This is a genomic window from Vibrio sp. 10N.239.312.C11, from assembly GCF_041466065.1.
GTDB classification, from domain to species: domain Bacteria; phylum Pseudomonadota; class Gammaproteobacteria; order Enterobacterales; family Vibrionaceae; genus Vibrio; species Vibrio tasmaniensis_A.
Genome location: NZ_JBFSRZ010000021.1, coordinates 56534 through 79578 on the forward strand (window position 1 = coordinate 56534; position 23045 = coordinate 79578).

Sequence of the window (23045 nt, forward strand, 5' to 3'; positions counted from 1 at the left end):
CTCGGGTAAAAATAATAAATAAGAGAAAGTGAAGAAAGGAATTATCGATGGAACAACAAGTAAAACAAGAACGCCTACAAGGTCGCCTAGGTCCAGAAATCAAAGAATTTCGCCAAGAGCGCCGTACCCTTCAACTTGCAACGGTTGATGAAGAAGGTCGCCCGAACGTAAGTTACGCCCCTTTCGTTCAGAACCAAGAAGGTTACTTTGTTCTAATTTCTGACGTTGCTCGTCATGCTCGTAACTTAAAAGCGAACCCACAAGTCTCTTTGATGATGATCGAAGATGAAGAGAGCTCTAAGCAGCTTTATGCACGTAAGCGTCTAACCTTTGATGCACAAGCAAGTGTTGTAGAGCGTGAAACGGAGCTTTGGACTCAAGTTATTGGCCAGATGCAAGAACGTTTTGGTGAGATTATTGATGGTTTAAGCCAACTTCAAGATTTTTCTCTATTCAACCTTAAAGCAGAGAATGGCCTGTTCGTAAAAGGTTTCGGTCAGGCATACCAAGTATCTGGCGACGACTTAGTGGATTTCGTTCACCTGCAAGAAGGTCACAAAAAAGTGTCTAACGAGTAAGCTCGTTTAACGGATTACTTTAGGAGCCCTCTAATGTGAGGGCTTTTTTGTGTCTAAGTAGTCATAGCCGCGTCGTTTAGGACTTTCGCTCCGCGCAACATGGCTTCGATTAATTCGCCTGCATTGAATTTCTCTAGCGCTTCATGTGCTCCCACCTGATTGGCTCGGTCAACACATATCTCACTGGATAGTGAAGTATGTAAAATACAGTAGGCATGACTGAGTGCGCTGTCGTTTTGTACTTCAAATGCAAGTTCATAGCCATCGAGCCCGGGCATCTCGATATCACTCACGAGAAGATCAATTGCAGTGCCTTTGCTTGCTTCACGGCGCATCAGGTCAATAGCATCTAAACCGTTGTTACAAATGCTATAAGGGATGTTGATGCTGTCTAAGGCATCAGACAGCTGCTTTCGTGCAATCAAAGAGTCATCAACCAGTAGAATATTCAGCGCTTTTAGGCGTTCTCTTTCGACATCAGTCAGCATCGGAATATGTGCGTTTTCATAAGCAGGGTAAATCTTAGAAAGTAATAACTCTACGTCGAGCATCTGCACGATACGATCTTCAAAACGTGTAATGCCGGTAACAAACACATTGGTTCCTACACTTGCGGGTGGCGACTCAATACTCTTCCAGTCACATTCAATGATTTTATCAATCGAACGAACCAAGAATGCTACAACGGTTCTTAAGCAATCTGTCACGATGAGCACACAGTCTTGGTATTCAGTCGGTGTGATCGGCCGAAACCCAATAGCTGCGGACATATCAATAACTGGAACCGTAAGATCGCGAATCGTGACGGTACCAATCACATGGTGATGAGAGTAAGGGATTTGGGTCATTGGCTGGAAAGGAACGATTTCTCTGACCTTAAGCGTGCCTATCGCAAAACTTTGAGTGAGGGATAACTTGAACATCAGCATTCCCTGTGACTGACTCGCTTTACTTATCGGTTTGGCCATAAGTGGCTCCTACTTAATACGCGCTTAATCTATAAGGATTAATTTAAAGGGAAATGGCATCCGCAGCAAGTCACTATGCGGTTTTTAAAGATCTTTAAGGGGGTTGTTTTCGGTTATAGAGTGAAGAATGATGATTCTTGGGTTAAAATCACGCTAAACGCAGGCGTTTGATGGACTTTTGTCGACAAGTCGTTAGCCGTAAGCTGAATTACAACAGTCAGTACTCTGATGAATTCTACGTAATCATCACAAATAAACTGACCGCAACAAACTGAGAATTATCATGGCAAGAACAGCAGCAGCGCTTCATATATTGGTGAAGCATAAAGAATTAGCAGAAGACATCATGACGCAGCTTAAAAAGGGCGCTAAATTTCAAACGCTAGCGAAGAAGCATTCAACCTGTCCATCTGGTAAAAAGGGCGGCGACCTAGGCGAGTTCAAAAAAGGTCAAATGGTGCCTCAGTTTGATAAGGTTTGTTTCTCTGGCGAGACGCTTGTACCACACCTGGTAAAAACAAAATTTGGCTGGCACGTAGTGAAGGTTCTTTACCGAACTTAGTTATTAATATGTGTTAAATTGAATAAGAGGAGCGTAGATACGCTCCTTTTTTGTCATTTTTGAGCGCATTTAAAAACATTATGGCTGAGTGTTCATCCCGGACGTTATGCGATAATTGGCGCTACGCCCTTAACTATCCACCTTGACTAATCGGTGGGAGGAGGAGGGGTTTTAATGAGTAACTCATATAATAAACACCATTCTTAAGGAAATTTATGCAGCTTTGCCTTTTAGCCTTTGTATTTATCTAGAAAGCTGTAAGCGAGTTTGGTAGGAGAACAACATGGAGAGTTCAGCTATGTTAAGCACCCCAGCGACGGATGTTATATTGCATGCTTTTGACTGGTGCTACGCTGACGTAATGAAGAACGCCCCTCTGATCCAAGAGTTGGGTTATAAATCTGTTTTAGTATCACCGGCGATGAAGTCGTTACGCGGCCCTAAAGGTTGCGACCGTGATTCTGGCACCCAATGGTGGCAGCGCTATCAACCCCAAGATTATCGTGTGATTGATAATCAGCTTGGTGATACGCAAGACTTCACTGCAATGGTGAACACGTTAAAGCAACATGGGCTTCGTACCTATGTGGACGTTGTGTTTAACCACATGGCTAACGAGTCGAGTATTCGCGGTGATTTGACGTATCCAAATCAACAAGACATGGCGTCTTACCAACAAGATTCTGAGTATTACGAATCCGTTCGTTTGTTTGGTGATCTTTCTAAACCTTTGTTTGATGAGAACGACTTTGTCGAAGCGTTTGGTATCAAGAACTGGAAAGACACTTGGGAGGTGCAAAACGGACGTATTACTGGTGGAGCAAGCGATCCAGGCCTGCCAACGCTGTTAGACAACGACAATGTGGTTACACAGCAGCGAGCTTACCTAAAAGCCTTGAAAGTGATTGGTGTGAAAGGGTTTCGCATCGACGCAGCGAAACACATGACACTGTCACATCTACGTAAGGTTTGGACTGATGATATCTGTGAAGAAATGCATATCTTTGGCGAGATTATTACTGACGGTGGTGCAACCAAAGAAGAGTACGAACTGTTCCTCGAGCCTTACCTTAAACACACTCGTTTAGGGGCGTATGATTTTCCGCTATTCAATACCATCTTCAAAGCTTTTGAAGAGCAGGGCAGCTTTAAATCTCTAATCAACCCTTACTGTTTTGGTCAAGCTCTGTCGAACATGCGAGCGATCACTTTTGCTGTCACTCATGACATTCCAAATAACGAGGTGTTTTTGGAACATGTGATGGATGAAGTCGACGAGCAATTAGCTCACGCCTTTATTCTTGGACGAGATGGCGGTGTGCCGCTTGTTTACAGTGAGCTCAGCACCAGCGGTATTCTGGACAAGAGTGGCCAACCTCGTTGGCTTAACGACTGGCAAGCGCCTTATATGAAAAACATGATTCAATTCCATAACCATGTTCATGGCGAAGCGATGCAGGTGGTTGAAGCCAATGATGACTTGTTGGTGTTTGTTCGTGGCGACAAAGGCATTGTGGTGATTAATAAATCGAAACGAAGCAAGACGGCCTCATTAAATTGGACAGGTGCTGTGACGGATCTGTTGTCTGGCGAAGTGTTCGAATGTGTTGGTAAGGACTTAACTATTAAGGTTGAATCCAACCAGTGCATGATGCTGACGACCAACTAGCTCGAGCCTGTTACGAGTTAGAAAGCAAATTTTGCAAAGAAAACCTTGAAAAGAAAACCCCGCTTACTGATTACCAGTAAGCGGGGTTTTTTATTTAAAGCTGTTTATTGCTTACTAAACAGGGTGTTAGTTAAACAAGGTGTTAGTTAGCTAAACGCTAAGGCGGTTAAACCGTAAACTTGTTTAATAGTTCGTCTTGTTGGCGAACATTGTCAGTTTGAACTTGCATTGCTGTGTTTGCGTCTTGAGCTGCGTTCGATACCTGTGTTGAAAGGTCTTTGATCTTAACTGTGTTGTTGTTGATCTCTTCCGCTACTAAACTCTGCTCTTCAGCTGCTGAAGCAATCTGAATATTCATATCAGAGATGCGCTGAATCGCGTCGCGGATGCGGTCAAGTGAAGAGTTTGCTTGCTGAGCGCGTTCAACGGCGTCAGTGGCTGTGTCTTTACTTTGATTCATCGCGTTAGATACAGAGCTTGCACCCGCTTGGAGCTGCTCAATCATGTTGCGGATCTCTGTGGTCGATTCTTGAGTACGTTGCGCTAGTGTGCGAACTTCATCGGCAACGACAGCGAAACCACGGCCCGATTCACCAGCACGCGCCGCTTCAATAGCAGCATTCAATGCAAGTAGGTTGGTTTGGTCTGCGATATCGTTGATTACTTTAAGAATCGTCTCGATATTTGCTGTTGCTGATTCAAGTACTTGTACTTCTGCAACCGCTTGGTCGATACGCGCTGAAAGGTTATCAATCGCTTGAGTCGTGTCACTTACTACAGATGTACCGTCTAGTGTCGCATCGTCAGCTTCACGAGCCGCGGCGGCTGCGCCTTGAGCGTTGTTTGCTACTTCCGTTGCGGTAACGGCCATCTCGTTCATTGCGGTGGCTAGCTGTTCAAGCTCTTGCAGCTGAGTATTCATCGCATTCGCTGACTCACCCGCGCCTTTTACTGTGATTTCAGTGCCACGTTTAATCTCAACACCAATCGCTTTGGATTGAATGATTTGATTTTGCAGGTTTTCAGTAAAGGTGTTGAAGCCTTTCGCAAGGTCAGAGAACTCTTTATCTGTATTGGTATCTAGACGTTTAGTTAAGTCACCTTGTCCGCTCGCAACATCTTGAATGGCTTGGTTAAGCGTCTCAAGCGGGCGCATTAACACACGAATAAGGACGGTTAATGCAATGATGCTGAGAATAACCGCAATTAAAGAGTAGATTATCGAGCTGTTTTTCAGATCTTCAACCGTTTGGAATGCGATCTCTTCATCAAGTATTGCGCCGATGTACCAATCTTCACTTGGGATGTGAGTGAAGTTCACTAGGAATTTTTTACCGTCGACTTCAATTTGTTGAGATCCCTCGCGAATAGTCGCTTGTGGCAGGTAGCTTGATAGCGTTTCGCCATTGTTCTTAGCATTAGGGTGAGCAATCGTCGTGCCGTCGGCAGTGACTAGGAATAAGTAACCCGCGTCAAACAAGTTCACTTGGTTTACCAAGGTCGCAAGGTTGGTTAGTTCTAAGTCGTAGAACATACCTGCAGTGAAACGGCCGTTTTCTTGCACTGGCGTACCAATTGAAATGATGACTTTCTTGCTTGATACGTCCACATAAGGGTCGGTAACAACTAAACTGTTTTTGGACTTAGCATCAATGAACCAAGGGCGGATTCGTGGGTCGTAATCCGGGCCAGCTTCCCAACCATCATCATTTTCAATAACGAAACCGTTTGCGTCATAACCAAAACCAACCGCGAGAAAGCTGCCTTTAAGTTTTGGCTTTTCTAGGATGTTTTGAACGTATGTACGATCTTGAGGGTTGATTTCGATGACTTCAGTCGTCGACTGAGCCAGTGCTTTTTTAGCATTCATCTCTGATGCTACGGTGTTCTTAATCCCAGAGACCATCTCTTTCAGGCTTGCATTGACGTGGTTCTCTACAGCACTTTTTACGGTGTAAAGTTGCTGTATTGAAAGCAATGATACTGTCACTAATAGCAAGGCTGATGATGCTGCAACCACCTTATGGCTAAATTTCATTGTGTTTTCCTCTTCTCACAAGCTTTGCGAAAACTAAAGCTAATCGTGTTTTTGTAATTATATATATATCGACACTGTTGGGATTTACTTGAATGTAATTTCACAAAATAGACTACAAAAATACAACAACCCGCACAACGTAAAACTCAGTTAATTACATACTTGCTACTTTTGTTTTTTGGTTCAATGAGTTAAAGAGTTGGCTTAATCAAAGGCAAACAAAGTGAGGAGGGTATTAATTAGGCTAATATGCGTATGATTTACTATATAAGGGAGAGGTGTAAGGGAATTAATATGAAATCAAATGATATTCTCAATTCGTATATTGGCGATATTTCAAACAGGAGAGTGTATGTATTTTAAACCGGAGAGTGAATATATTAGGCAAAAAAAGCCCCACAAAAGTGAGGCTATTATAAATCAGGTTATTTATTACACTGTATCAGTGCGTCTAATTTAAAATATTAGATGCGCTACACCAGCGATAACCGGAAGTGTAATTAACGTACGTAGAATAAAGATAATAAACAGTTCTAAGATGTTCACTGGAATCTTACTGCCTAGAAGTAGAGCGCCTACTTCAGACATGTAAATCAGCTGAGTTACCGACATTGCTGCAATAACAAAGCGAGTCATCTCGTTGTCGATAGAAGCGGCAAGGATCGCTGGGATGAACATATCCGCAAAACCAACAACAATGGTTTCAGATGCTGCAACCGCTTCAGGTACTCCAAGTAGCTCAAGGAATGGAATGAAAGGCTGACCTAGGAATGAGAACACAGAGGTGTATTCTGCAATCACCAATGCCATTGTACCTAGCCCCATTACAACAGGAAGAACGCCGAATACCATGTCGACTGCGTTACGAATGCCTTCACCAAATACAGACTTAGCAGACTTCACTTGTGATGCCTTATTTACCGCGAGTTCAAGACCCCAAGAGAAAGTCGAGTGACCCGCTGGGATTGCATCAGCATCTTTGTGAGGCTTTGTACCATCAATGAAGGTGTCTTTCTTCATGCTCAGTGGAGGAAGGCGAGGGATGATTACCGCGGCCACAATACCTGCTAAGCAGATTGCTGCGTAGAAAGGTAGGAATAGGTGCTCTAGTTCTACTTGAGCAATCACTACAAGGCTGAACGTGATAGATACTGCTGAGAAAGTCGTACCAACAACAGCGGCTTCACGTTGAGTGTAGAATTTCTTCTCGTACTGTTTGCTTGTAAGCAGGATACCAACGCTGCCGTCACCTAACCAAGAAGCCATACAATCGATAGCACTACGACCCGGCAGGTTGAAGATTGGACGCATCACTTTACTTAGTAAGGTGCCAAACAGTTCTAACAAACCGAAGTTAAGTAGAAGTGGTAATAGTAAACCGGCAAAGATGAATACTGAAAATAGAGTCGGCAATAGGCCCTCTAACACCAGACCACCGGTGTTTTCTTCCCAGATAAACTCAGGGCCAACTTGGAAGAAAGCCATGAATGCTGCAGCACCACCGATAATACGAACCAACAACCACAGTGGAGATGGGTTGAAAAGGCCGTTTAGAAATGAATTCGATGTAATGAATGTAGGTTTGAAAATGGTGCTTAACACGGAAGCTACAGACATGAAGGCAACGATTGCAGTGATAATAGCAACTAGAGACTCACCGAAAACCGCTTGAATTGATTTGGCTAGAATAGCGACAGGGATCGTGAGATCACCTTGGTAGCTAATTGGCGCCATGAAGAGGAACAAACCAATTAGAGATGGGATTAAGAAAACCCAGAAACTGCCTTTAGATTTCTCTGGTTGAGCAGTATTCGTGTTGTTAGACATGTTAATTATTCTCGTATTTCTACATGTAAAAAAGCCACATCCTTGGCATTTTTATTCTCTAAACATCCGTATTTTCTCATTGGGTGCAAGATTACCGAGTATTAATATCACTTGCAATACTATTCATCAAATATCGCTAAATATTCACGCAGGTTATTCTGCAACAAATTATGAGTTTAGAATAAAGTGTTGCAGATGTTACATATTCTCATGGTTATTACTAGGCGTTTATAAATTTACTGAGGCTTCAGTTCGATAAGTTAGGTAGAGCCAGTAGCTAAACGCGACAATGAACGCGAAAGAGGCAGGGAAAGCCAGTGCCAAAATTTCAAAGCGCTGGAACAGGCAAGCACCACTTAAACCACCAAACAGAAAGCCAACAACGATGAACATAAGAAGTTTGGCTTTACGGCGGTCAAAAGGCATCCCCTTTAAGCGTGCGCCAATCATGATCCCAAGGTCTGTGATGATCCCGCTCATGTGTGTGGTGCGAATGATCGCCCCGCTATAGGTGGTGATCATTGCGTTCTGCAACCCACACGCGGCTGAAGCGAAATACTGGCCTGAAGTGTAGCCTTGTAACAGTGCCCAAAGCGCCAAGAACAGCAATCCACCCTCAATACATAGCGCAACACCGTAACGGCGTCCTAACTTCAATGCTTGATTTTCGATAAAGAATCCGCTGAACGCGGCACCTAGCATAAAGCTCATAATGATTAGCAGGAGGTGCATAGAAGTTGAAGTCGGCGTGAGCAGGCTGCTGCCAAGTAAAGACATGGTGCCTGAAATATGGGAGATAGCTTGATGTTGGAAGCCGAGTAAACCAATAGCATTAACGCTGCCAGCAAGGCCCGCTAACAGTAAGGCGCCGTATTCAACCCAGCGAGGTAGTTTAGAAATCATGTGGTTCACCCTGGGTTAAAAAGAGGAGCAGATTATAACGCTAGCGAAAAGATACGCTAGCGTTGTAGAACGTTGATATTTGATCTTAGGCAACAGTCTTGCAGTTTGTTCCAATACTGTTGCTTTATAGAGAAAATGGTCAGTAACAGGCTAGTTGTAGTGACTCATCTGGTGGTCAAATTTGACCCATCCGTGTTTGCGTTCTTCGTAGACTGAAAAGCTTGGTAGCGGAAAGTCTTGCTCTTTAAATAGTCCGAGCGGGACGACATAAAAATCGGCGGCGGCAACCGACTGCAATAGCATGGTAGTGCCACATTTAGGGCAAAACTGGTAGGTGACTTCATTGCCCGTGTCACTGATACGTGAAAAGGAGGTGACCTCTCCGTTGAGTGTCACTTGTTCTATGGGAAATCGAGCCTGAACCCCGAACACACTTCCGGTGCGCTTCTGACATTCATAACAATGGCATACGGAGGTGCGTTGAGGCTCGCCTCTGCAGACTAAATTGACGGCTCCACAGCGGCATTCGCAACTTCTGATATTTCTCTCTTTAATATGATTGATATCCATCCATGCTCCACTTCTGGTTAACCCTGTATTGATAATTATACTAAAGCCATTTATGGTCTGCACAACTGGATGAAAACAAAAGAATATAATTGCTCATGAAAAAGAAAATCTTACCTATACCTCTGATTTTACTGATTCCTATTATCATGCTGGTTGTGGTGATACTGGCGGGTATTTATCGCTTTAGCTTAAGTGACGAAGAGATCTTGGCGAAGTTTCCTTCTTCTCAAGTCAGTTATGACCCTGTTGTTGAAACCGTTTTTGATTTGAAGACGACTAACCCATGGACAATCAAAGTTCCTGAAACCAACGCGTACGCCTTTATTAATGAAGTCGATGGACCAAGATCAATCGCGTTTGGGCGGTATGACTCCGGTGTTGAGCGTGGTGTGGTCACCGTAGACACCAACAACCTTTCAAGAGTCATACTCGGCGAGGCGAGTTTCTTTGTTGCACCTATGTGGGTATCTAACCAAGGCAGTGGCGTTTTCTATTATCTTGGCCTGTTTAAACATGACCAGCATCGAAGCCGTGTCGTGTTAGTTGACCAATTCTTTCTTGGTGACCGTGTGAGAATCCAAACTTTAGAGATTACTCAACTGCTCGATTCACAAAGCAAACTCTCTGGGGAAGGTTTTATCGGTTTTACTCGACATTCTGCGGAACAATCTTTTCCAGAATTGCAATCTGAAAAGGTGTTAATGAGTTTTTATTTCAATGCGCAATCAATTGATGAGCAATGACATTTTTGTTAGGGCAAGGAACTGTTGTTTATGTGAGCTAAATTACATATTATCTTAAGTAGATGAATGAAATTTAGACACACTTAGCTTTGTGTCTGCTTACTTTACAAATGGAGCTTGCGAATGATTAATAAACGTTTTTTTAAGACGAAAGATGAAGTTGAAGTGACTTTCGAGCTAGAAGCTCAAGAAGCTAATTCCGTATCTATCGTTGCCGACTTTCTGGATTGGAAAGCGACCCCAATGAAAAAACTGGCGAAAGGGAAGGTTTACAAGTTTAAAACTCGTCTTCCGAAAGATGGCGAGTTTCAATTTCGCTACCTAGTTGATGATCAACAATGGGTGAACGATGCGAATGCTGATCGTTATATCCCGAATGAATTTGGTGAAGATAATTGCTTGGTATCGACAGTTAACGTTTAATTGAAATAGCATGACTTAATTGAAATAGTATGAATTAGTTAAAAAGCAGGAACTAGATGTTTCTGCTTTTTAATGTCTAAATCGTTGGTTCATTAATTTTTTGAGTTGTGCCTATTTCATTAACGGTAACTCAATGACTTAGCCGAGATTGCGCAGATTCACATCATATTATGACAATACAATGATGATTTATACGCCTGAAAAGCATATCCTGTGCTTTTATATCGTAGAAAGACCTGTTTACCGTGTATTCAAAAATATTTTCCTCTCCGTTTGCTGAGCTTTCACCTGTAAAAAAAGCAGCAATTTTAGGACTGCCACTTATTGCAGTGATTAGTGTTGCTTTGCAATATTCACAATCAAGTCTGACGAAAACGATCGATCTTGATTTGCCAGACTCAACCGTTATTGAGTCAATTCTGTCACCTCCTTCTGCTACCGTTATTGAGCCACCGACGTTTGAATATCAAATTCAATCAGGTGATAACTTAAGTAGCATCTTCACTCAGCTTGGGTTTTCTTATAACTCGATGATGAGCGTGATGGAAACCGATTTGAACTTCCTTGCGTTAGACACGCTTCGTCCGGGTAATACATTACGCTTTTGGCGTGACGAAGCGACGGGCAACCTTTCAAAAATGGAACTTCAATTTAGTGTCGCGGACAAAGTGGTTTATCGACTGCTTGATGACGGCAGCTACGAATTCGAAGATATTTCTATTCCGGGTGAATGGAAGCAGAAACCTCTAGTGGGTGATATTCAAGGCAGTTTCTCTATGTCAGCGAACAAAGTTGGCCTGAACAGTATTGAGATTGACCATATTGTGACTCTTCTCAAAGATAAGCTGAATTTCAGCCGAGACTTACGTGCGGGTGATCAGTTTGAAGTGCTTCAAAAAGCGCAATTCGTTGATGGTGTCGCAACCGGGAAACGTGAAATAGAAGCCATCAAGATCATGAACCGTAACCGTGTTGTTTCAGCGTACTTACACACTGACGGGCAATATTACGATGCCAATGGTGATAGCTTACAACGCGCTTTCCAACGTTACCCTGTGAGCAGTGGCTGGCGTCAAAGTTCTCAGTTTAATCCTAAGCGCTTACACCCTGTGACTGGGCGAGTCTCTCCGCATAACGGCACAGATTTCGCGACGCCAATTGGCACACCCGTTCAAGCAACAGGTGATGGTAAAGTGATCATGACTCGTAAGCACCCATATGCGGGTAACTATGTGGTGATTCAGCATGGCAGCACATACAAAACACGCTACCTACACTTGAGTAAGATCCTCGTTCGTAAAGGACAAACGGTATCTCGTGGTCAGCGTATTGGCTTATCAGGTAAAACGGGCCGAGTGACGGGGGCGCACTTACATTACGAATTGATCGAACGTGGTCGTCCTGTCAATGCAATGAAAGCGAATATTCCTATGGCCGACTCTGTGCCGAAAAAGGAAAAAGCGACATTCGTAGCCGCTAGAGATGAAGCCGACAAGCTATTAAAGAAAGCTTTAGAAACACAATTGAATAATAGTTAATAGTTATTAGCTGACTGTATGCCGTCAAGGTAACCGTTAGCTAGATGGTTGCGAGTAATGATGTAGCCTTTAAAGCCGTGAGTGCAGAACTAAATACTTAAATGTTTAGTGATACGCTCGCGGCTTTTTGATTTTAGGTTGAGGTAGTAAACGGCGTTTAGGCTAGAGGTTCTGAGTGAGTGACGTAGCTAACGATAGCTTCTGGTCGCATAGGTGGAGAGTAGAGGTATCCTTGAATTTTGTCACACCCCATTGCGTGCAGCTTTTCTAATTGCTCAAGCTTCTCTACGCCTTCCGCAACCAATGACACATTGAGTCTGTGTGCCAGTTGAATAATCAACCACACAACACTTTCGGATGTTGAGTTTGTCAGCAAGTTTCGAATAAAGGTGGCATCAATTTTAATACAATCGATAGGATAGCTATGAATGTAATTTAAGCTTGAGTAACCAGTACCGAAATCATCTAGAGCGATCGTGAACCCTTGTCCCCTTAGAAAGTCGAGTGCTGACTTTGTTTCTTGAGTTGGAGATAACAGCACGGTTTCGGTTAGCTCAATGACAAACTCGTTTGCTTTAAAGTGATGCTGTTCAATCGTTCGAGTGAGATAGGAAATATAACGCTTAGAATCGGTAAGCTCGTGAGCGGAGCAGTTTATTCCAAGCTTAACTTTGTAGCCTAAGCCTCGCTCCAATATTGTTTTAGCGCGGCATACCAATTCGATGATCCGTTCACCCAGTTCCACGATCAACCCCGACTCTTCCGCTACCTGAATGAACTCCACTGGCGAGATGTCGCCATGTCTTGTGGTTTTCCAACGAGTTAACACCTCGAAGTAATCCCATCGTGTATCAATGTGATCAACGATTGGTTGTACAACCACGTACATTCCATTGTCATTAGGTGCCTGACTGTCTGATATGGGGCTGTCAAGCTCACTTCGTAAGGCGGCGATTAACTCGGTTTTCCTTTGGTAACGAACCCTTAGGTGAGTGTCGTAACATTGAATGTATGTATCTTGACTATGCTGGCACTCTTTTAGTGCCAAACTGGTGTTGAAGATGATTTGTTCTACGTCTTTATTATCTCCATCTGACCGGGCAATGCCGATACTGACGTCGAAATCGATTTTGATATCAATACTATTGTAACCTTGCTTTATCTTATCCAGTATTTGCTCGCAAACCGCTATTGGGTCTGAATGATAGGTAATGAATGCGAACTCATTGCCAGCCGTCCGGAACGTCAGGTTGTTGTCGGGCAAGGTTCGGCGCAAGGTCTCTGCAACGAACTGAAGCACCTTATCGCCAATATAATTACCGTGCATATCATTAATGGCTTTGAAGCTATTGATGTCGAGCAGAGCGAGCGTGAAGGGAGTGACACTCTGCTGAGTGATCGATTCTAAGGTGTCTGATAAGCAGCTACGGTTTAATAGCCCAGTTAGACTATCGTGTGATACTTCGTAGCTGAGTTGATTAACCAGTTGCTCAGAACGGTCGTTGAACCACATTTCACGCAAGGTGTGAATGACGATATCTGCGAACAACTGGTGGTGTTTTATCACGTCTTGTTGCTGATCTGTACTCATAGGCGAACTAAAGGTTGAGAAAAGCACACCCATGACTTCGCCACTTTGACTGCGTGCTGGGATAGCGATTGAGTTTTGTGAGGTGATTTCTTGCCTAAATGCTGATGTTGGGAGTGACTGAACGATATACTGAGCAAATGAGCAATCTGGGTGTTTTTGATTAACGGCTTGTTGGTATATGTGACCATGGCGTGCGTTTATTTTGTCATGTAGTACATGGTCAGAATGGGCAATGACCAAAGGAACCATTTGATCGGGAAAGTGCTTTTTCTCAATGATACTGGTGTATTGAGTACCGAAGGTTTGATGCAAAGTAAGCACGGCAGACTCTAAAAGGTCGATACCTTCCAATTTGAGTAAGCGCCCAATGCGCTCTGTGTCTATCATGCTATTGCGTGTATGTTGAGTCATAGTCACCATCCGTAGCCAACCAGAATCGTGTGTAAGCTGTATGTGTATGATCTTGTGTATACGATCTTGTAGCTGCACTGTCTTAAATATTAACAATGCAACTTGTATTAATAATCTTGATATGCGTCTAGTTTATTATTGGTCGTGTTGTGTGATTTTTCAAATTTAGTGCGATATATTTCACAAAATTTGACTATTTTTTTCTTTGTCTAGCCTATCTTTTAGGTGGTCTAAAAATAGCTTGGTTCGTGTATGTGAGTAGTCAAGCTTAGGGTAGTACGCGTAAACCATCACTTCGTCGGCTGTTATATTTGGTAATACTGGAACCAGTGTCCCTTGTTTAAGATCCTCTTTGATCATTGCTTTGATGGTTAACAGTACGCCCATTCCTCGCTTGGCGGCATGAAACAAAGCCTCAGGGTTGGTGGTCGCAAAGTTACCGTTCAAAGTGATGCGCTGCCCTTTGGTGAGTGTGACTTCACGGGTAGGGCGCTCTCCCCATATTAAGGAGTTGTGTTGTTCTAAATCTTGCTCGTTGATGGGATAACCATGTTTAGCCAAGTAACTTGGTGCGGCGTAAAAGCTGGCTTTGTGTTCAAACAGTGGTGTTTTCTTGAAGCTTAACGAGTTGAGTTGTTCCAGTTCACGACTGATCACCAGGTCCAAGCCAAGCTCAGGTAATTGACCTGGCGTGGTGGTGATAAGCTGTACTTTAATGTCTGGATACTTTTCTAAGAAGTCGTCCATGTATTGCACGAGAAACTTAGAACCAACAGCAATGGTTGCGCCAATCTTTAGCAGGCCCGCAGGCGTTTGGTTAACCGATCGAGTTTCATCAATAATCGATTGCCAATTATCGAGCTGATCCTTGGCTCGCAGATAAAAGAGAGCTCCCGCTTCGGTTTGGCTGATTGAGCGCGTGGTGCGCTTTAATAGTTGAGTGCCGATACGTTCTTCTAACCAGTTCACTCTTTTGCTGATCGCTGAGCTGGTGGTATTGAGTTTACGTGCTGCGCCATTGAAGCTGCCTTCTTCCACCACTTTTACATAACTTTTTACGTTAAGAATCCAATCCATATTATTTCCTGTTGGGACTTAATTAAATTCCAATTTAGCTAATTATCAATTATTGGTTTTGAATGTAAACTCATCTGATGAACAAATAACAAACGAATAGGGAATTTTTTGAGCCAATCGACCTTTAAAAAAACACCGCTACTCTTAGCCATGATGATCATAGCTACAGGACAGGTAGGGGTGAGTATCTATTTACCATCGTTGCCGCTAATTGCTTCAGACTTAAGTGCGACTCAGGTAGATGTACAGCTGCTCGTTACGCTGTTTCTTGTGGGTTTTGGCTTGTCTCAGCTATTTTATGGGCCGATGTCCGATGCCGTGGGGAGAAGACCTATCTTCTTGTTAGGTCAGGGTGTTTATTTGATTGGTACTGTTGTTTGTGTTGTTTTTTCCGACAACATGACGGCGTTAGAGGTTGGTCGCTTGTTGCAAGGTCTAGGGGCGGGGAGTGCCTCGGTTCTTGGGCGAAGTGTGCTGCGCGACAGCTATGATGGCCTTCAACTGACCAAAGCACTGTCTTATATTTCGGTCACCGCTTCGATCATGCCGATTATTGCGCCCGTGTTTGGTGGTTGGATCTCATTCCACCTCGGTTGGCAGGCGGTGTTCCTGTTTGTTCTTGTGTATTTACTGGCGATATTCACTCTCGGCTACTTTGTTCTTCATGAAACTTTACCATACGGAAAGAGCCGCTTTGAAGTCAGTCAAGTGGTCAAGAACTATGGCCGTTTGTTGACGAATCGCCAAGTGTTGACCAGTGCCAGTTATAATTGGATGAGTTACATGGCGAGTTTGGTGTCGCTATCACTGTTTCCATTCTTAATGCAAGAGCAATTGGGGCTGACAGCCGCTGAATACGGATCGTTGATGATAGTCCCTTCGGCTGGCTTACTGATTGGTAGCGTGGCTTTGAACTTGCTCAATCGTAGGTTTAGTACACCACAATTGATGAGTCTTGCGATTTTGATCATTTTAGCTTCAGGGACTTGGTTACTTACTCATGAGTTATCCATCTTTAACTTAGTGTGGGCATTTACGTGGTTAGCTATCGCTCAAGGTATCTCCTTCCCTCTATCGATCAGTATGCTATTAGAACCTCATAAGAAGAAAGCGGGCGCGGTGTCGGCACTGTCAGGTTCAATTCAGATGTGTTTGGCGGGTTTACTTGGTGGATATCTAGTCGAGAGTTGGGTGACGACTCACCTACAGCTCGGCGTGTTTTATCTGATTATTGGTGCTTGCATGGCTACAGTACTTTGGTCTTCAACGAGAATGAATAAGAAAGCCACAGCTACCGAAGTTGAATACAGTTAAGCAGCTGAAGTACAGACCAGTTAAACAGCTAGCTCGCTATAGTTCAGCATACAGTCGTTAATACGTTGTATTTGTATGGATGGTTTTCTACAATACCTGCGTCCATTTAATAGGTAATAAACATGCAGCAAAATGAATTTGAAGTACTGGTAAAAGCTATCTGCGCACTAGATGGCCTGCCTCAAGCACTTGAGTTATTGAAATCCAATGAGGATACAGAAGTCGCTGAGGCTGCTGGATCACTAACAGGTCAATTTGCGCTAGCTGAAGTTGAAGGCGAAAAGCGTATTTACCACGTGACGCTTCAAGAAAATGAACAAGGCGAAGAGCAAGAGTACATCGAACATGTGATGAATGAAGGCGATGACTTAATCAAATTTGCAGCTTGGTTCTTTGAAACTATGTTCGAATTAAAGCAAAAAGACACATACCAAATTGCAGGTAAAACTTACAGACAGCCAAAGCGTAGCTAGTTTTCTTAACTGTTTGTTTTCTAAGTTATTTCTTCATGCTGGTTGATTTCTAAGCAATTAGGTTTCTAAAAAACTATTTTTAAAGCAGCTCTCTTGAGCTGCTTTTTTATGGATGTTTAAATGAAAATTTGAATTGTAACTTAATGGTGATATTACACTAAAAGTGTGATTTAGATCTTGTTTTTGGGCGCTTTAAGTGTAGAATCCGCGCATAAGAAAATCGATTATGTGCGGAGATAAGCATGAATTACGAACTAGGCCACGCATACCTTGGTCAAATGGTAGCAAAAAACATGATGCACGAAGCATTGTATGGCAAGCCAAAGCCCAAAAAAGCATCATTCATTAAGCGAATGATGAAGAAAATGGCGAAATAAGCATTTTCAAAAACGGATTTTAAAAAGGCCTTAAACTTACTGGTGTCCAACTATTGGGGCTAGTTCAGTTTAAGGCCTTTTGCGTTTTAGCGATTAATGAAGGTCATCGCTCGTTTTGTTGTGGATGGACACAAAAAACACTGATTAATTCACGATCGGATTTGTAACTCTGTGTGAGTTTAGCCTGCCGATTGGTTGGACAGGTCGACAACGTTATTTGGAATGGTATCTAAACCATTTTCTTTCATCCATGCTTCTAAGTTGTCTGCTCCACCGATGTATTTACCATCGAGCCAGATCTGAGGAACGGTTACTGGTGTTTTCTCACCAATGTGCGCTTTGACCTCTGGAATCATGCGATACAAAGCTGCGCTGTCTTTTACGACATCGTGGTATTGGTATTCAACACCCGCTTCATCAAGCATTTTCTTTGCCTTAACGCAGAATGGGCAGGTCGCTTTACCATAAACGATGTTGCCTTTTAGGCTGTCGCGTTTGGTCCACTCTTTGATCACGGATTGAACTAACACACCGCGGTTAAGCGCTTCGCCTTGGCTTACAACCTTGCCTTCAACAACAAGGATTGGAGCATGCCAAGAACCCAGTTTTAGCGGCTCCCACCAGTGAGACAACCAATCTTTCACTTCCAGTTCGACATCGACATCTGATAACTCATTCTCAAAAGTATCCTTAAGAATGTCTTTGGTAAGGGTACATTCCCCACATGGGATATTAACTTTAAATGGACCCCAGCTGCCTGCCCAACGGTATAGTGTAATCTTGACTGGTTTCTTCATGCTTACGGCCTCGTTTGAATTCTCTTATCCATATAGAACGGACAGTCGAACTATTTATTTCATCGATCCTAAACTTTCTTTATTTTCGCCGGTTTTTTCGTTTCCCAATGGGTAATAAATGCAACTGACGCAATAATAATAGCAGCCCCTAGCCATAAACGACCCGGTGGAACCCAACTAAATACAATCCAACCCGCTAGAACATTTAACGGTAATTTCGCGTGGTCAAAAGGTTGCACAAACGAAGCATCAGCAACTGAATAGGCTTTTACAATTGCCCATTGAGCGAGTGCCGTCATAACACCGATAACAATCAAGATAGCCCAAATTGTACCGCCGCTTGGAGTCTGCCAATCTGGCGCGGCAAGCAGGATGTTAAATGGTGTGATCAATAGCAGCAAGTACACCACCATGGTTGAAGGACTGTCTTGCGAAGAGAGTTTTTTCACCATGAGTGAGTAGCATGCCCAGAAGAAAGCCGCGCCAACCGGTAACAGTGTTGCCCAGTTAAAGTCTTCTGCCCACGGCTCTAGAATCACCATAGCACCAGCGAAGCCGGCTAAGGTCGCGCCCCAGCGAGCTGCCCCAACTTTCTCTTTGAGGAAAAGTCCTGAGCCTATGGTTGCAAACAATGGCGACGTCATGAGAAGGGCAATGCCTTGCCAAATAGGTACTGGGTAAGCCAATGCCCATATCCAAAGTTGAATACCAATAACAGACAAGAAGACACGGAATACGTGTAACTTTAGGTTGTCGGTTTTTAGCGCGCGGCGAATGCCCAGCGTTTTCAGGTAAGGAAGAATAGCGAACAACGCGATGGCGTATTGAATGACGGCAACGGTGGTAGAAGTAAGTCCGAAATGAATGCTAGCGACTTGAGTCAGGCTATTAATAACGGCAAAGGCTAAGCCTGCGGTTAGCATCCAGCTAGCGCCTTGGATCGGATGGTGTTGTGACATGATGCTTCTAATTATTTGATGTGGTTCACCTATGATACGGATTTAGCACCACTTAACCAGAAAAAGCATTGATGAAGTTGGTCAGAATATTTTAATATGAAAAAGGTTGAGCAACCGCCCAACCTTTCTAGTCTCTATCTAAAGTCGATTTAGATTAGAAATCGTAGCGGACACCTAGGCGAAGTGTGTCTTCACCAACTGTCACGATACCTTTTGCATTTTTAACTTCGTCTAAACCGTTAACGTAGTAAGAAAGGTATGTGCGGAAATTGCTGTTTAGTTTGTAGTAACCGGCTAATTCAATACCGTCGACAGCGTCTTCTTTTGCTCCGCTGTTGATTTCATCTTCCTGGTAAGTATATACGACTGCAGCAGATACTTGCTTGGTGAATTTGTATTGCGCTGCAAACTCCATAGCAGTGAATGACTTAGCATCGGTACCTGTCGCTTTATCATCTAGGTCGCCTGTTGAATAAGTCGCTGCTAAGTACAGGTTGTCTAGAGAATACGCTAGGCCGGCAAGGATTTGGTCTGCGCTACCTTTATTTTCCCCTAGGTCTTCACCTGAGTAGGCTAGGCCAAGATCTAAGCCCATTGGCAGTGAGTAAACACCAGAAATGCCGTAGCCGTCAGAGTCTTTTTTGCTGTTGGTTTGGTAAGTGGCTTCTAGTTGCAGGGCATCAAAGCCGCCACGGTATGCAAATACACCATCTTCTTTATCAGAAGCTGCACCGAATGCTTGCTGCACACCAGAAAACTCAGTGATATCCGTAAAGTCAGATACGATAACTGAAGCCATATCTTGGCGACCGACAGAAACGGCTTGGCCGTCAAAATCAACACCTGCGTACATGTAACGGTTTTCAAACTTATCAGAACCTGTGTCTTGCTCTGCTTCGTAGAAACCGAATGCCGTTGCAGTATCTGTAAGTTCTGTTTTACCACCAAGGTTTAAACGGAAACGAGTTTTATCTTTCATTGAACCTTCAACTTCAGCACCACCAGAACCAATGAAATCACCACGGAATTCTGCACGACCGCCAATTTTAAGTTCTGTACCATCAGAGCTGTAAACCGTTGCTGCTAACGATGAACCTGAAACTAGTGCCGCTACCACTGCAGAAGCTAGAACTGCCTTTTTCATAATCACTTACCTTGTATTTTAAAATCCGTGAGCAATGCGCTCTCCGTTTCGATATGAAACTAATCTAGAGCAGCTAAATTAAGCTTTCATTTCTGTAAAATTACATTTTCGTGAATAGGGAACTTTTTAAGTGTTGATTTTATTGCACTTTTATTTCAGGAACCTGAGTGGTTTGTGAATGGGTATACCACTCGTATTTCCTTATTCGGTTACTTTTTCAAGTTTCTATTTGGGTGAGGTGATAATGATATGGGTGAACCTTATGGTGAGGTTAGAGCTTCTTAATCTTATTAACTGTTTGTACTGATTAAGATATCCTCTATGATGCCAAAACTTAGAAAAGAATAAATTTTGCTCAACAAGATGGAGACGTTGGATGAAAACAGAGTACTTAGGCGATGTTTTACAAGGTAGGCAGGTTATTGGCGCCTTAAATGTTGAAGACTTACCGATTGGAGAGCATCAGTTTTGGTTTCAAGTAACCAGTGATGGGTTAGGACAACCTAAAAACATGCCTGTTTCTGTTTTCAAAGGCAGTCAAGACGGCCCGAAGTTGATGATCACTGCCGGGATTCACGGTGATGAGCTAAACGGTGTGTTGGCTGCTCAGCAAATTATCCGAGATTTAGTAGGCAAAACATTAAAAGGCACGGTGACAGTTGTACCAACTGTGAATTTGTCTGGCTTGCTTAACCACAGCCGCGATTTTATCTCTTCGGATCCGGGCTCTTGCCCTGCCAACCTTAATCGACTCTTTCCGGGGGATGCACACGGCTTAGCCGCGGAGCGATTCGTCGCATCTCTGTGGGATCGCTTACTCAAACACAACGCGACATTTGCTGTTGATCTGCATACCCAAACTCGTGGTGCCGTGTATCCACTTTATGTGTTTGCTGATTACCGAGTAGAGCAATGTTTGGAGATGGCGAGGTTAATGCAGCCCGATTGTGTTCTTAATGATCCCGGCGATCCGGGTATTCTTGAAACGGTCTGGAATCGAAGTGGAATTCCGAGCATTACAGTGGAAGTTGGGATGGGGAAATTTACTCAACCTGACATGATTCAACGAGCCGTAGATGGTGTTTTTAATATTCTTTCTTACTACGAGATGCTTGATGCTGAAGGTTTAAGAGACAAAAAGCCACTGCCGAGTATAGATTGGATAGAGGGCAATAATGTAGTGTCTATCCGCGCTGATATTGGTGGGTTTGTGTTGCCTCAGGTCGAGCTTTTACAAAGCGTAGAGCAAGATGATCTTTTGGCGATTCAATACGACGCTTTTGGTAATGAATGTCGTCGTTATCATGCGCCGTCTGCCGGACGTGTACTTAGCTATAACGTGGATGCATTAAGGGAGCCAGGGGCGCTTGTCTGTCGATTATTGAGTTGAGCTGCTTTTAGGTGAGAAGCTCGCAGTTGGTAAGTTCTGAGTTGAAAAGCTCTTAATTGGTAAGTACTGAGTTGAAAAACTCTTTGGCGGGCGTCTCTTTGTCAATCTGGTGCATCGTCATTTGAAACGTGTAAAAAAAAGACCGAGCAGGGCTCGGTCTGATAGTTTTTCTCGGGAGTAACAGCTTTTAGCGTAACTAGTATCGCTTTAAGATCTCGATGATCTCTTGCTCTGTTTCCGCTGCGATAATGGCATCAATGTCATCATCATTTTGGAACAACTCTGATAGCGCCATAATAGTATGGATATGGCTATCTGAGTCCATCGCTGCCAGAGTGATTGAAAGGTAAACGTCACCGTTGTCTTCCGACTCTAAATCAACACCCTTTTTGAATACTGTCACCTGCAGTGATGCTTCGTTCACACCATCTTCAGGACGAGCATGAGGCATCGCAATCTTTGGTGCTAGAACATAGTACGCGCCGATGTCTTTGTGCTTTTGCTTGATAGCTTCAACATAGCTTGCTTCAATTTTCTTGCTTGCTAACAGTGTTGAACAGGTTAAATCAATCGCAGCATCAACCGTTAGGTTCTCTTCAGAGTTGATGATAACGCCTTGGTTACCGATTAAATCGAATAGGCTCATGAAACAATCCATCCTAGAATCAGACCAACAACACCGAAGTCGAAGTCAGCAAATGTTGTTGCTTCAAGCCCAAGACCACCCAGTACTGGAAGTAGTAGCATTGGTAGGAAAGAGATACACAGACCTTGCGTGAATGAACCTAGAATTGCACCACGTAGACCGCCAGTCGCGTTACCGTAAACACCTGCCGCACCACCTACGAAGAAGTGTGGAACCACACCCGCTACAATGATTGTCCAACCAAGTGCACCTTGAACTGCCATTGCTAGTAGACCAGCCGCGAAAGAACAAAGGAAACCGATTAGTACCGCGTTTGGTGCTACTGGGAATACCATAGGGCAGTCTAGAGCAGGTTTTGCACCTGGTACTAGTTTGTCAGAGATACCTTTAAATGCAGGAACGATTTCAGCAATTAGCATCTTCACACCTTGCAATACGATGTAAACACCACCAGCAAAGATTAGAGATTGCATGAAGGTAAATACAACCCAGTTTTGACCGCTTGATACTGTTTCTACAAACTCGCCGCCCGCAATAATAGACGCAAGCATGAAGAAGATAGCCATTGTTGTTGCTACGGCTACTGGCGTATCACGCAGGAACATTAAGCTTTTAGGAACTTGGATGTCTTCTGTTGATTTTGATGTGTCACCGAATTTGCTACCAATGAAGCCAGACACGATGTAAGACAGTGTCGAGAAGTGACCAATAGCCAGTTGATCAGTACCCATCACTTTTTCAGTGTACTTTTGGCCTAGCGCTGGCATCACAACCATTAATGTACCCACAATGATAGAGCCGATTGCGACTAGAACTGTGCCTTCAATGTTTGCTGTAGACAGAATTACCGCTACTAGCATAGACATGAACATTGTGTGGTGACCCGTTAAGAAAATATATTTTAAAGGAGTAATACGAGCCAATAAAATATTCACAACGAATGCGAAGAACATAATTAGAGCCATTTCATAACCGAATGCTTCTTGTGCTAATGGGCTTTGTTGCGTAATTCAATGGAACTAAATCAAGAACCTACGATCTGATCAG

The 23045-nt window shown here is 43.5% G+C and carries 21 protein-coding genes and 1 pseudogene; 10 read left to right on the top strand and 12 right to left on the bottom strand.

What is annotated here, in order from left to right; all coding sequences use genetic code 11:
* Positions 1-47: 47 nt before the first annotated feature.
* Entirely contained in the window at positions 48-578 is a 531-nt protein-coding gene (hutZ, locus tag AB6D07_RS11290) for a heme utilization protein HutZ (protein ID WP_017102763.1), read from the top strand.
* Between the two features lie 53 nt (positions 579-631).
* Here the strand turns inward: hutZ and AB6D07_RS11295 are convergent, their stop codons facing one another.
* Positions 632-1546: a chemotaxis protein gene (locus AB6D07_RS11295; protein ID WP_017102764.1), complete on the bottom strand. Its 915-nt coding sequence runs from the start codon at positions 1544-1546 to the stop codon at positions 632-634.
* Positions 1547-1829: 283 nt separating this feature from the next.
* Between AB6D07_RS11295 and ppiC the strand changes: the two genes are divergently transcribed.
* Both ppiC and AB6D07_RS11305 read left to right on the top strand, forming a co-directional pair.
* On the top strand, positions 1830-2108 hold the full coding sequence (gene ppiC / locus AB6D07_RS11300) for a peptidylprolyl isomerase PpiC (RefSeq protein WP_017062750.1): 279 nt from the start codon (positions 1830-1832) through the stop codon (positions 2106-2108).
* A gap of 283 nt (positions 2109-2391) precedes the next feature.
* Positions 2392-3777 (top strand): alpha-amylase family glycosyl hydrolase, encoded by a 1386-nt coding sequence (locus AB6D07_RS11305; RefSeq protein ID WP_017102765.1) that lies wholly within the window; start codon positions 2392-2394, stop codon positions 3775-3777.
* Between the two features lie 166 nt (positions 3778-3943).
* Here AB6D07_RS11305 and AB6D07_RS11310 read toward each other — a convergent pair whose 3' ends face one another.
* The 4 genes from AB6D07_RS11310 to AB6D07_RS11325 form a co-directional block, all read right to left on the bottom strand.
* Positions 3944-5815 carry a methyl-accepting chemotaxis protein gene (locus AB6D07_RS11310; protein ID WP_012600268.1) on the bottom strand — a complete coding sequence of 624 codons (1872 nt, stop codon included), beginning with the start codon at positions 5813-5815 and terminating at the stop codon, positions 3944-3946.
* 456 nt (positions 5816-6271) lie between these two features.
* On the bottom strand, positions 6272-7642 hold the full coding sequence (locus AB6D07_RS11315; RefSeq protein WP_012600269.1) for a YjiH family protein: 1371 nt from the start codon (positions 7640-7642) through the stop codon (positions 6272-6274).
* A gap of 228 nt (positions 7643-7870) precedes the next feature.
* Complete coding sequence (locus AB6D07_RS11320; protein WP_009845723.1) at positions 7871-8545, bottom strand: YoaK family protein; 675 nt, start codon at positions 8543-8545, stop codon at positions 7871-7873.
* A 150-nt stretch (positions 8546-8695) separates the two neighbouring features.
* Positions 8696-9178 carry a GFA family protein gene (locus AB6D07_RS11325; RefSeq protein WP_017102766.1) on the bottom strand — a complete coding sequence of 161 codons (483 nt, stop codon included), beginning with the start codon at positions 9176-9178 and terminating at the stop codon, positions 8696-8698.
* Positions 9179-9210: 32 nt separating this feature from the next.
* Here AB6D07_RS11325 and AB6D07_RS11330 point away from each other — a divergent pair, with 32 nt between their 5' ends.
* The 3 genes from AB6D07_RS11330 (at position 9211) to AB6D07_RS11340 (ending at position 11819) form a co-directional block, all read left to right on the top strand.
* Positions 9211-9858, top strand: coding sequence for a hypothetical protein (locus tag AB6D07_RS11330; RefSeq protein WP_017102767.1), 648 nt, complete (start codon positions 9211-9213; stop codon positions 9856-9858).
* Positions 9859-9981: 123 nt separating this feature from the next.
* Positions 9982-10281: an isoamylase early set domain-containing protein gene (locus tag AB6D07_RS11335; RefSeq protein WP_012600273.1), complete on the top strand. Its 300-nt coding sequence runs from the start codon at positions 9982-9984 to the stop codon at positions 10279-10281.
* A 245-nt stretch (positions 10282-10526) separates the two neighbouring features.
* On the top strand, positions 10527-11819 hold the full coding sequence (locus tag AB6D07_RS11340) for a peptidoglycan DD-metalloendopeptidase family protein (RefSeq protein WP_017102768.1): 1293 nt from the start codon (positions 10527-10529) through the stop codon (positions 11817-11819).
* Between the two features lie 157 nt (positions 11820-11976).
* On the opposite strand, the gene AB6D07_RS11345 is transcribed toward AB6D07_RS11340, so the two are convergent.
* Complete coding sequence (locus AB6D07_RS11345; RefSeq protein ID WP_029222882.1) at positions 11977-13821, bottom strand: bifunctional diguanylate cyclase/phosphodiesterase; 1845 nt, start codon at positions 13819-13821, stop codon at positions 11977-11979.
* A 180-nt stretch (positions 13822-14001) separates the two neighbouring features.
* Positions 14002-14898, bottom strand: coding sequence for a LysR family transcriptional regulator (locus AB6D07_RS11350; protein ID WP_017102770.1), 897 nt, complete (start codon positions 14896-14898; stop codon positions 14002-14004).
* A 108-nt stretch (positions 14899-15006) separates the two neighbouring features.
* Here AB6D07_RS11350 and AB6D07_RS11355 point away from each other — a divergent pair, with 108 nt between their 5' ends.
* The 3 genes from AB6D07_RS11355 to AB6D07_RS11365 all read left to right on the top strand — a co-directional run bounded on the left by AB6D07_RS11355 (position 15007) and on the right by AB6D07_RS11365 (position 17062).
* Complete coding sequence (locus AB6D07_RS11355) at positions 15007-16212, top strand: multidrug effflux MFS transporter (protein WP_009845716.1); 1206 nt, start codon at positions 15007-15009, stop codon at positions 16210-16212.
* Positions 16213-16334: 122 nt separating this feature from the next.
* Positions 16335-16685, top strand: coding sequence for a hypothetical protein (locus tag AB6D07_RS11360; protein WP_004731829.1), 351 nt, complete (start codon positions 16335-16337; stop codon positions 16683-16685).
* A 242-nt stretch (positions 16686-16927) separates the two neighbouring features.
* Positions 16928-17062 carry a hypothetical protein gene (locus AB6D07_RS11365; RefSeq protein ID WP_012600279.1) on the top strand — a complete coding sequence of 45 codons (135 nt, stop codon included), beginning with the start codon at positions 16928-16930 and terminating at the stop codon, positions 17060-17062.
* 179 nt (positions 17063-17241) lie between these two features.
* Here AB6D07_RS11365 and AB6D07_RS11370 read toward each other — a convergent pair whose 3' ends face one another.
* The 3 genes from AB6D07_RS11370 to AB6D07_RS11380 form a co-directional block, all read right to left on the bottom strand.
* The gene (locus tag AB6D07_RS11370) at positions 17242-17859 is read right to left on the bottom strand and encodes a glutaredoxin domain-containing protein (protein WP_004731823.1); all 618 of its coding nucleotides are present in this window, start codon (positions 17857-17859) and stop codon (positions 17242-17244) included.
* Positions 17860-17927: 68 nt separating this feature from the next.
* Positions 17928-18818, bottom strand: coding sequence for a DMT family transporter (locus AB6D07_RS11375; RefSeq protein ID WP_017097059.1), 891 nt, complete (start codon positions 18816-18818; stop codon positions 17928-17930).
* Positions 18819-18972: 154 nt separating this feature from the next.
* Positions 18973-19962: a porin gene (locus AB6D07_RS11380; protein ID WP_029222883.1), complete on the bottom strand. Its 990-nt coding sequence runs from the start codon at positions 19960-19962 to the stop codon at positions 18973-18975.
* Positions 19963-20338: 376 nt separating this feature from the next.
* Between AB6D07_RS11380 and AB6D07_RS11385 the strand changes: the two genes are divergently transcribed.
* A complete protein-coding gene (locus AB6D07_RS11385) occupies positions 20339-21352 on the top strand; it encodes a succinylglutamate desuccinylase/aspartoacylase family protein (RefSeq protein WP_017102773.1) in 1014 nt (337 codons plus the stop codon).
* A gap of 196 nt (positions 21353-21548) precedes the next feature.
* Here the strand turns inward: AB6D07_RS11385 and AB6D07_RS11390 are convergent, their stop codons facing one another.
* A complete protein-coding gene (locus AB6D07_RS11390) occupies positions 21549-21998 on the bottom strand; it encodes a PTS sugar transporter subunit IIA (protein ID WP_009845709.1) in 450 nt (149 codons plus the stop codon).
* A pseudogene (locus AB6D07_RS11395) lies at positions 21995-22990 on the bottom strand (PTS ascorbate transporter subunit IIC); the annotation flags it as partial. The pseudogene AB6D07_RS11395 and the gene AB6D07_RS11390, both read right to left, overlap by 4 nt.
* Between the last annotated feature and the right edge of the window lie 55 nt (positions 22991-23045).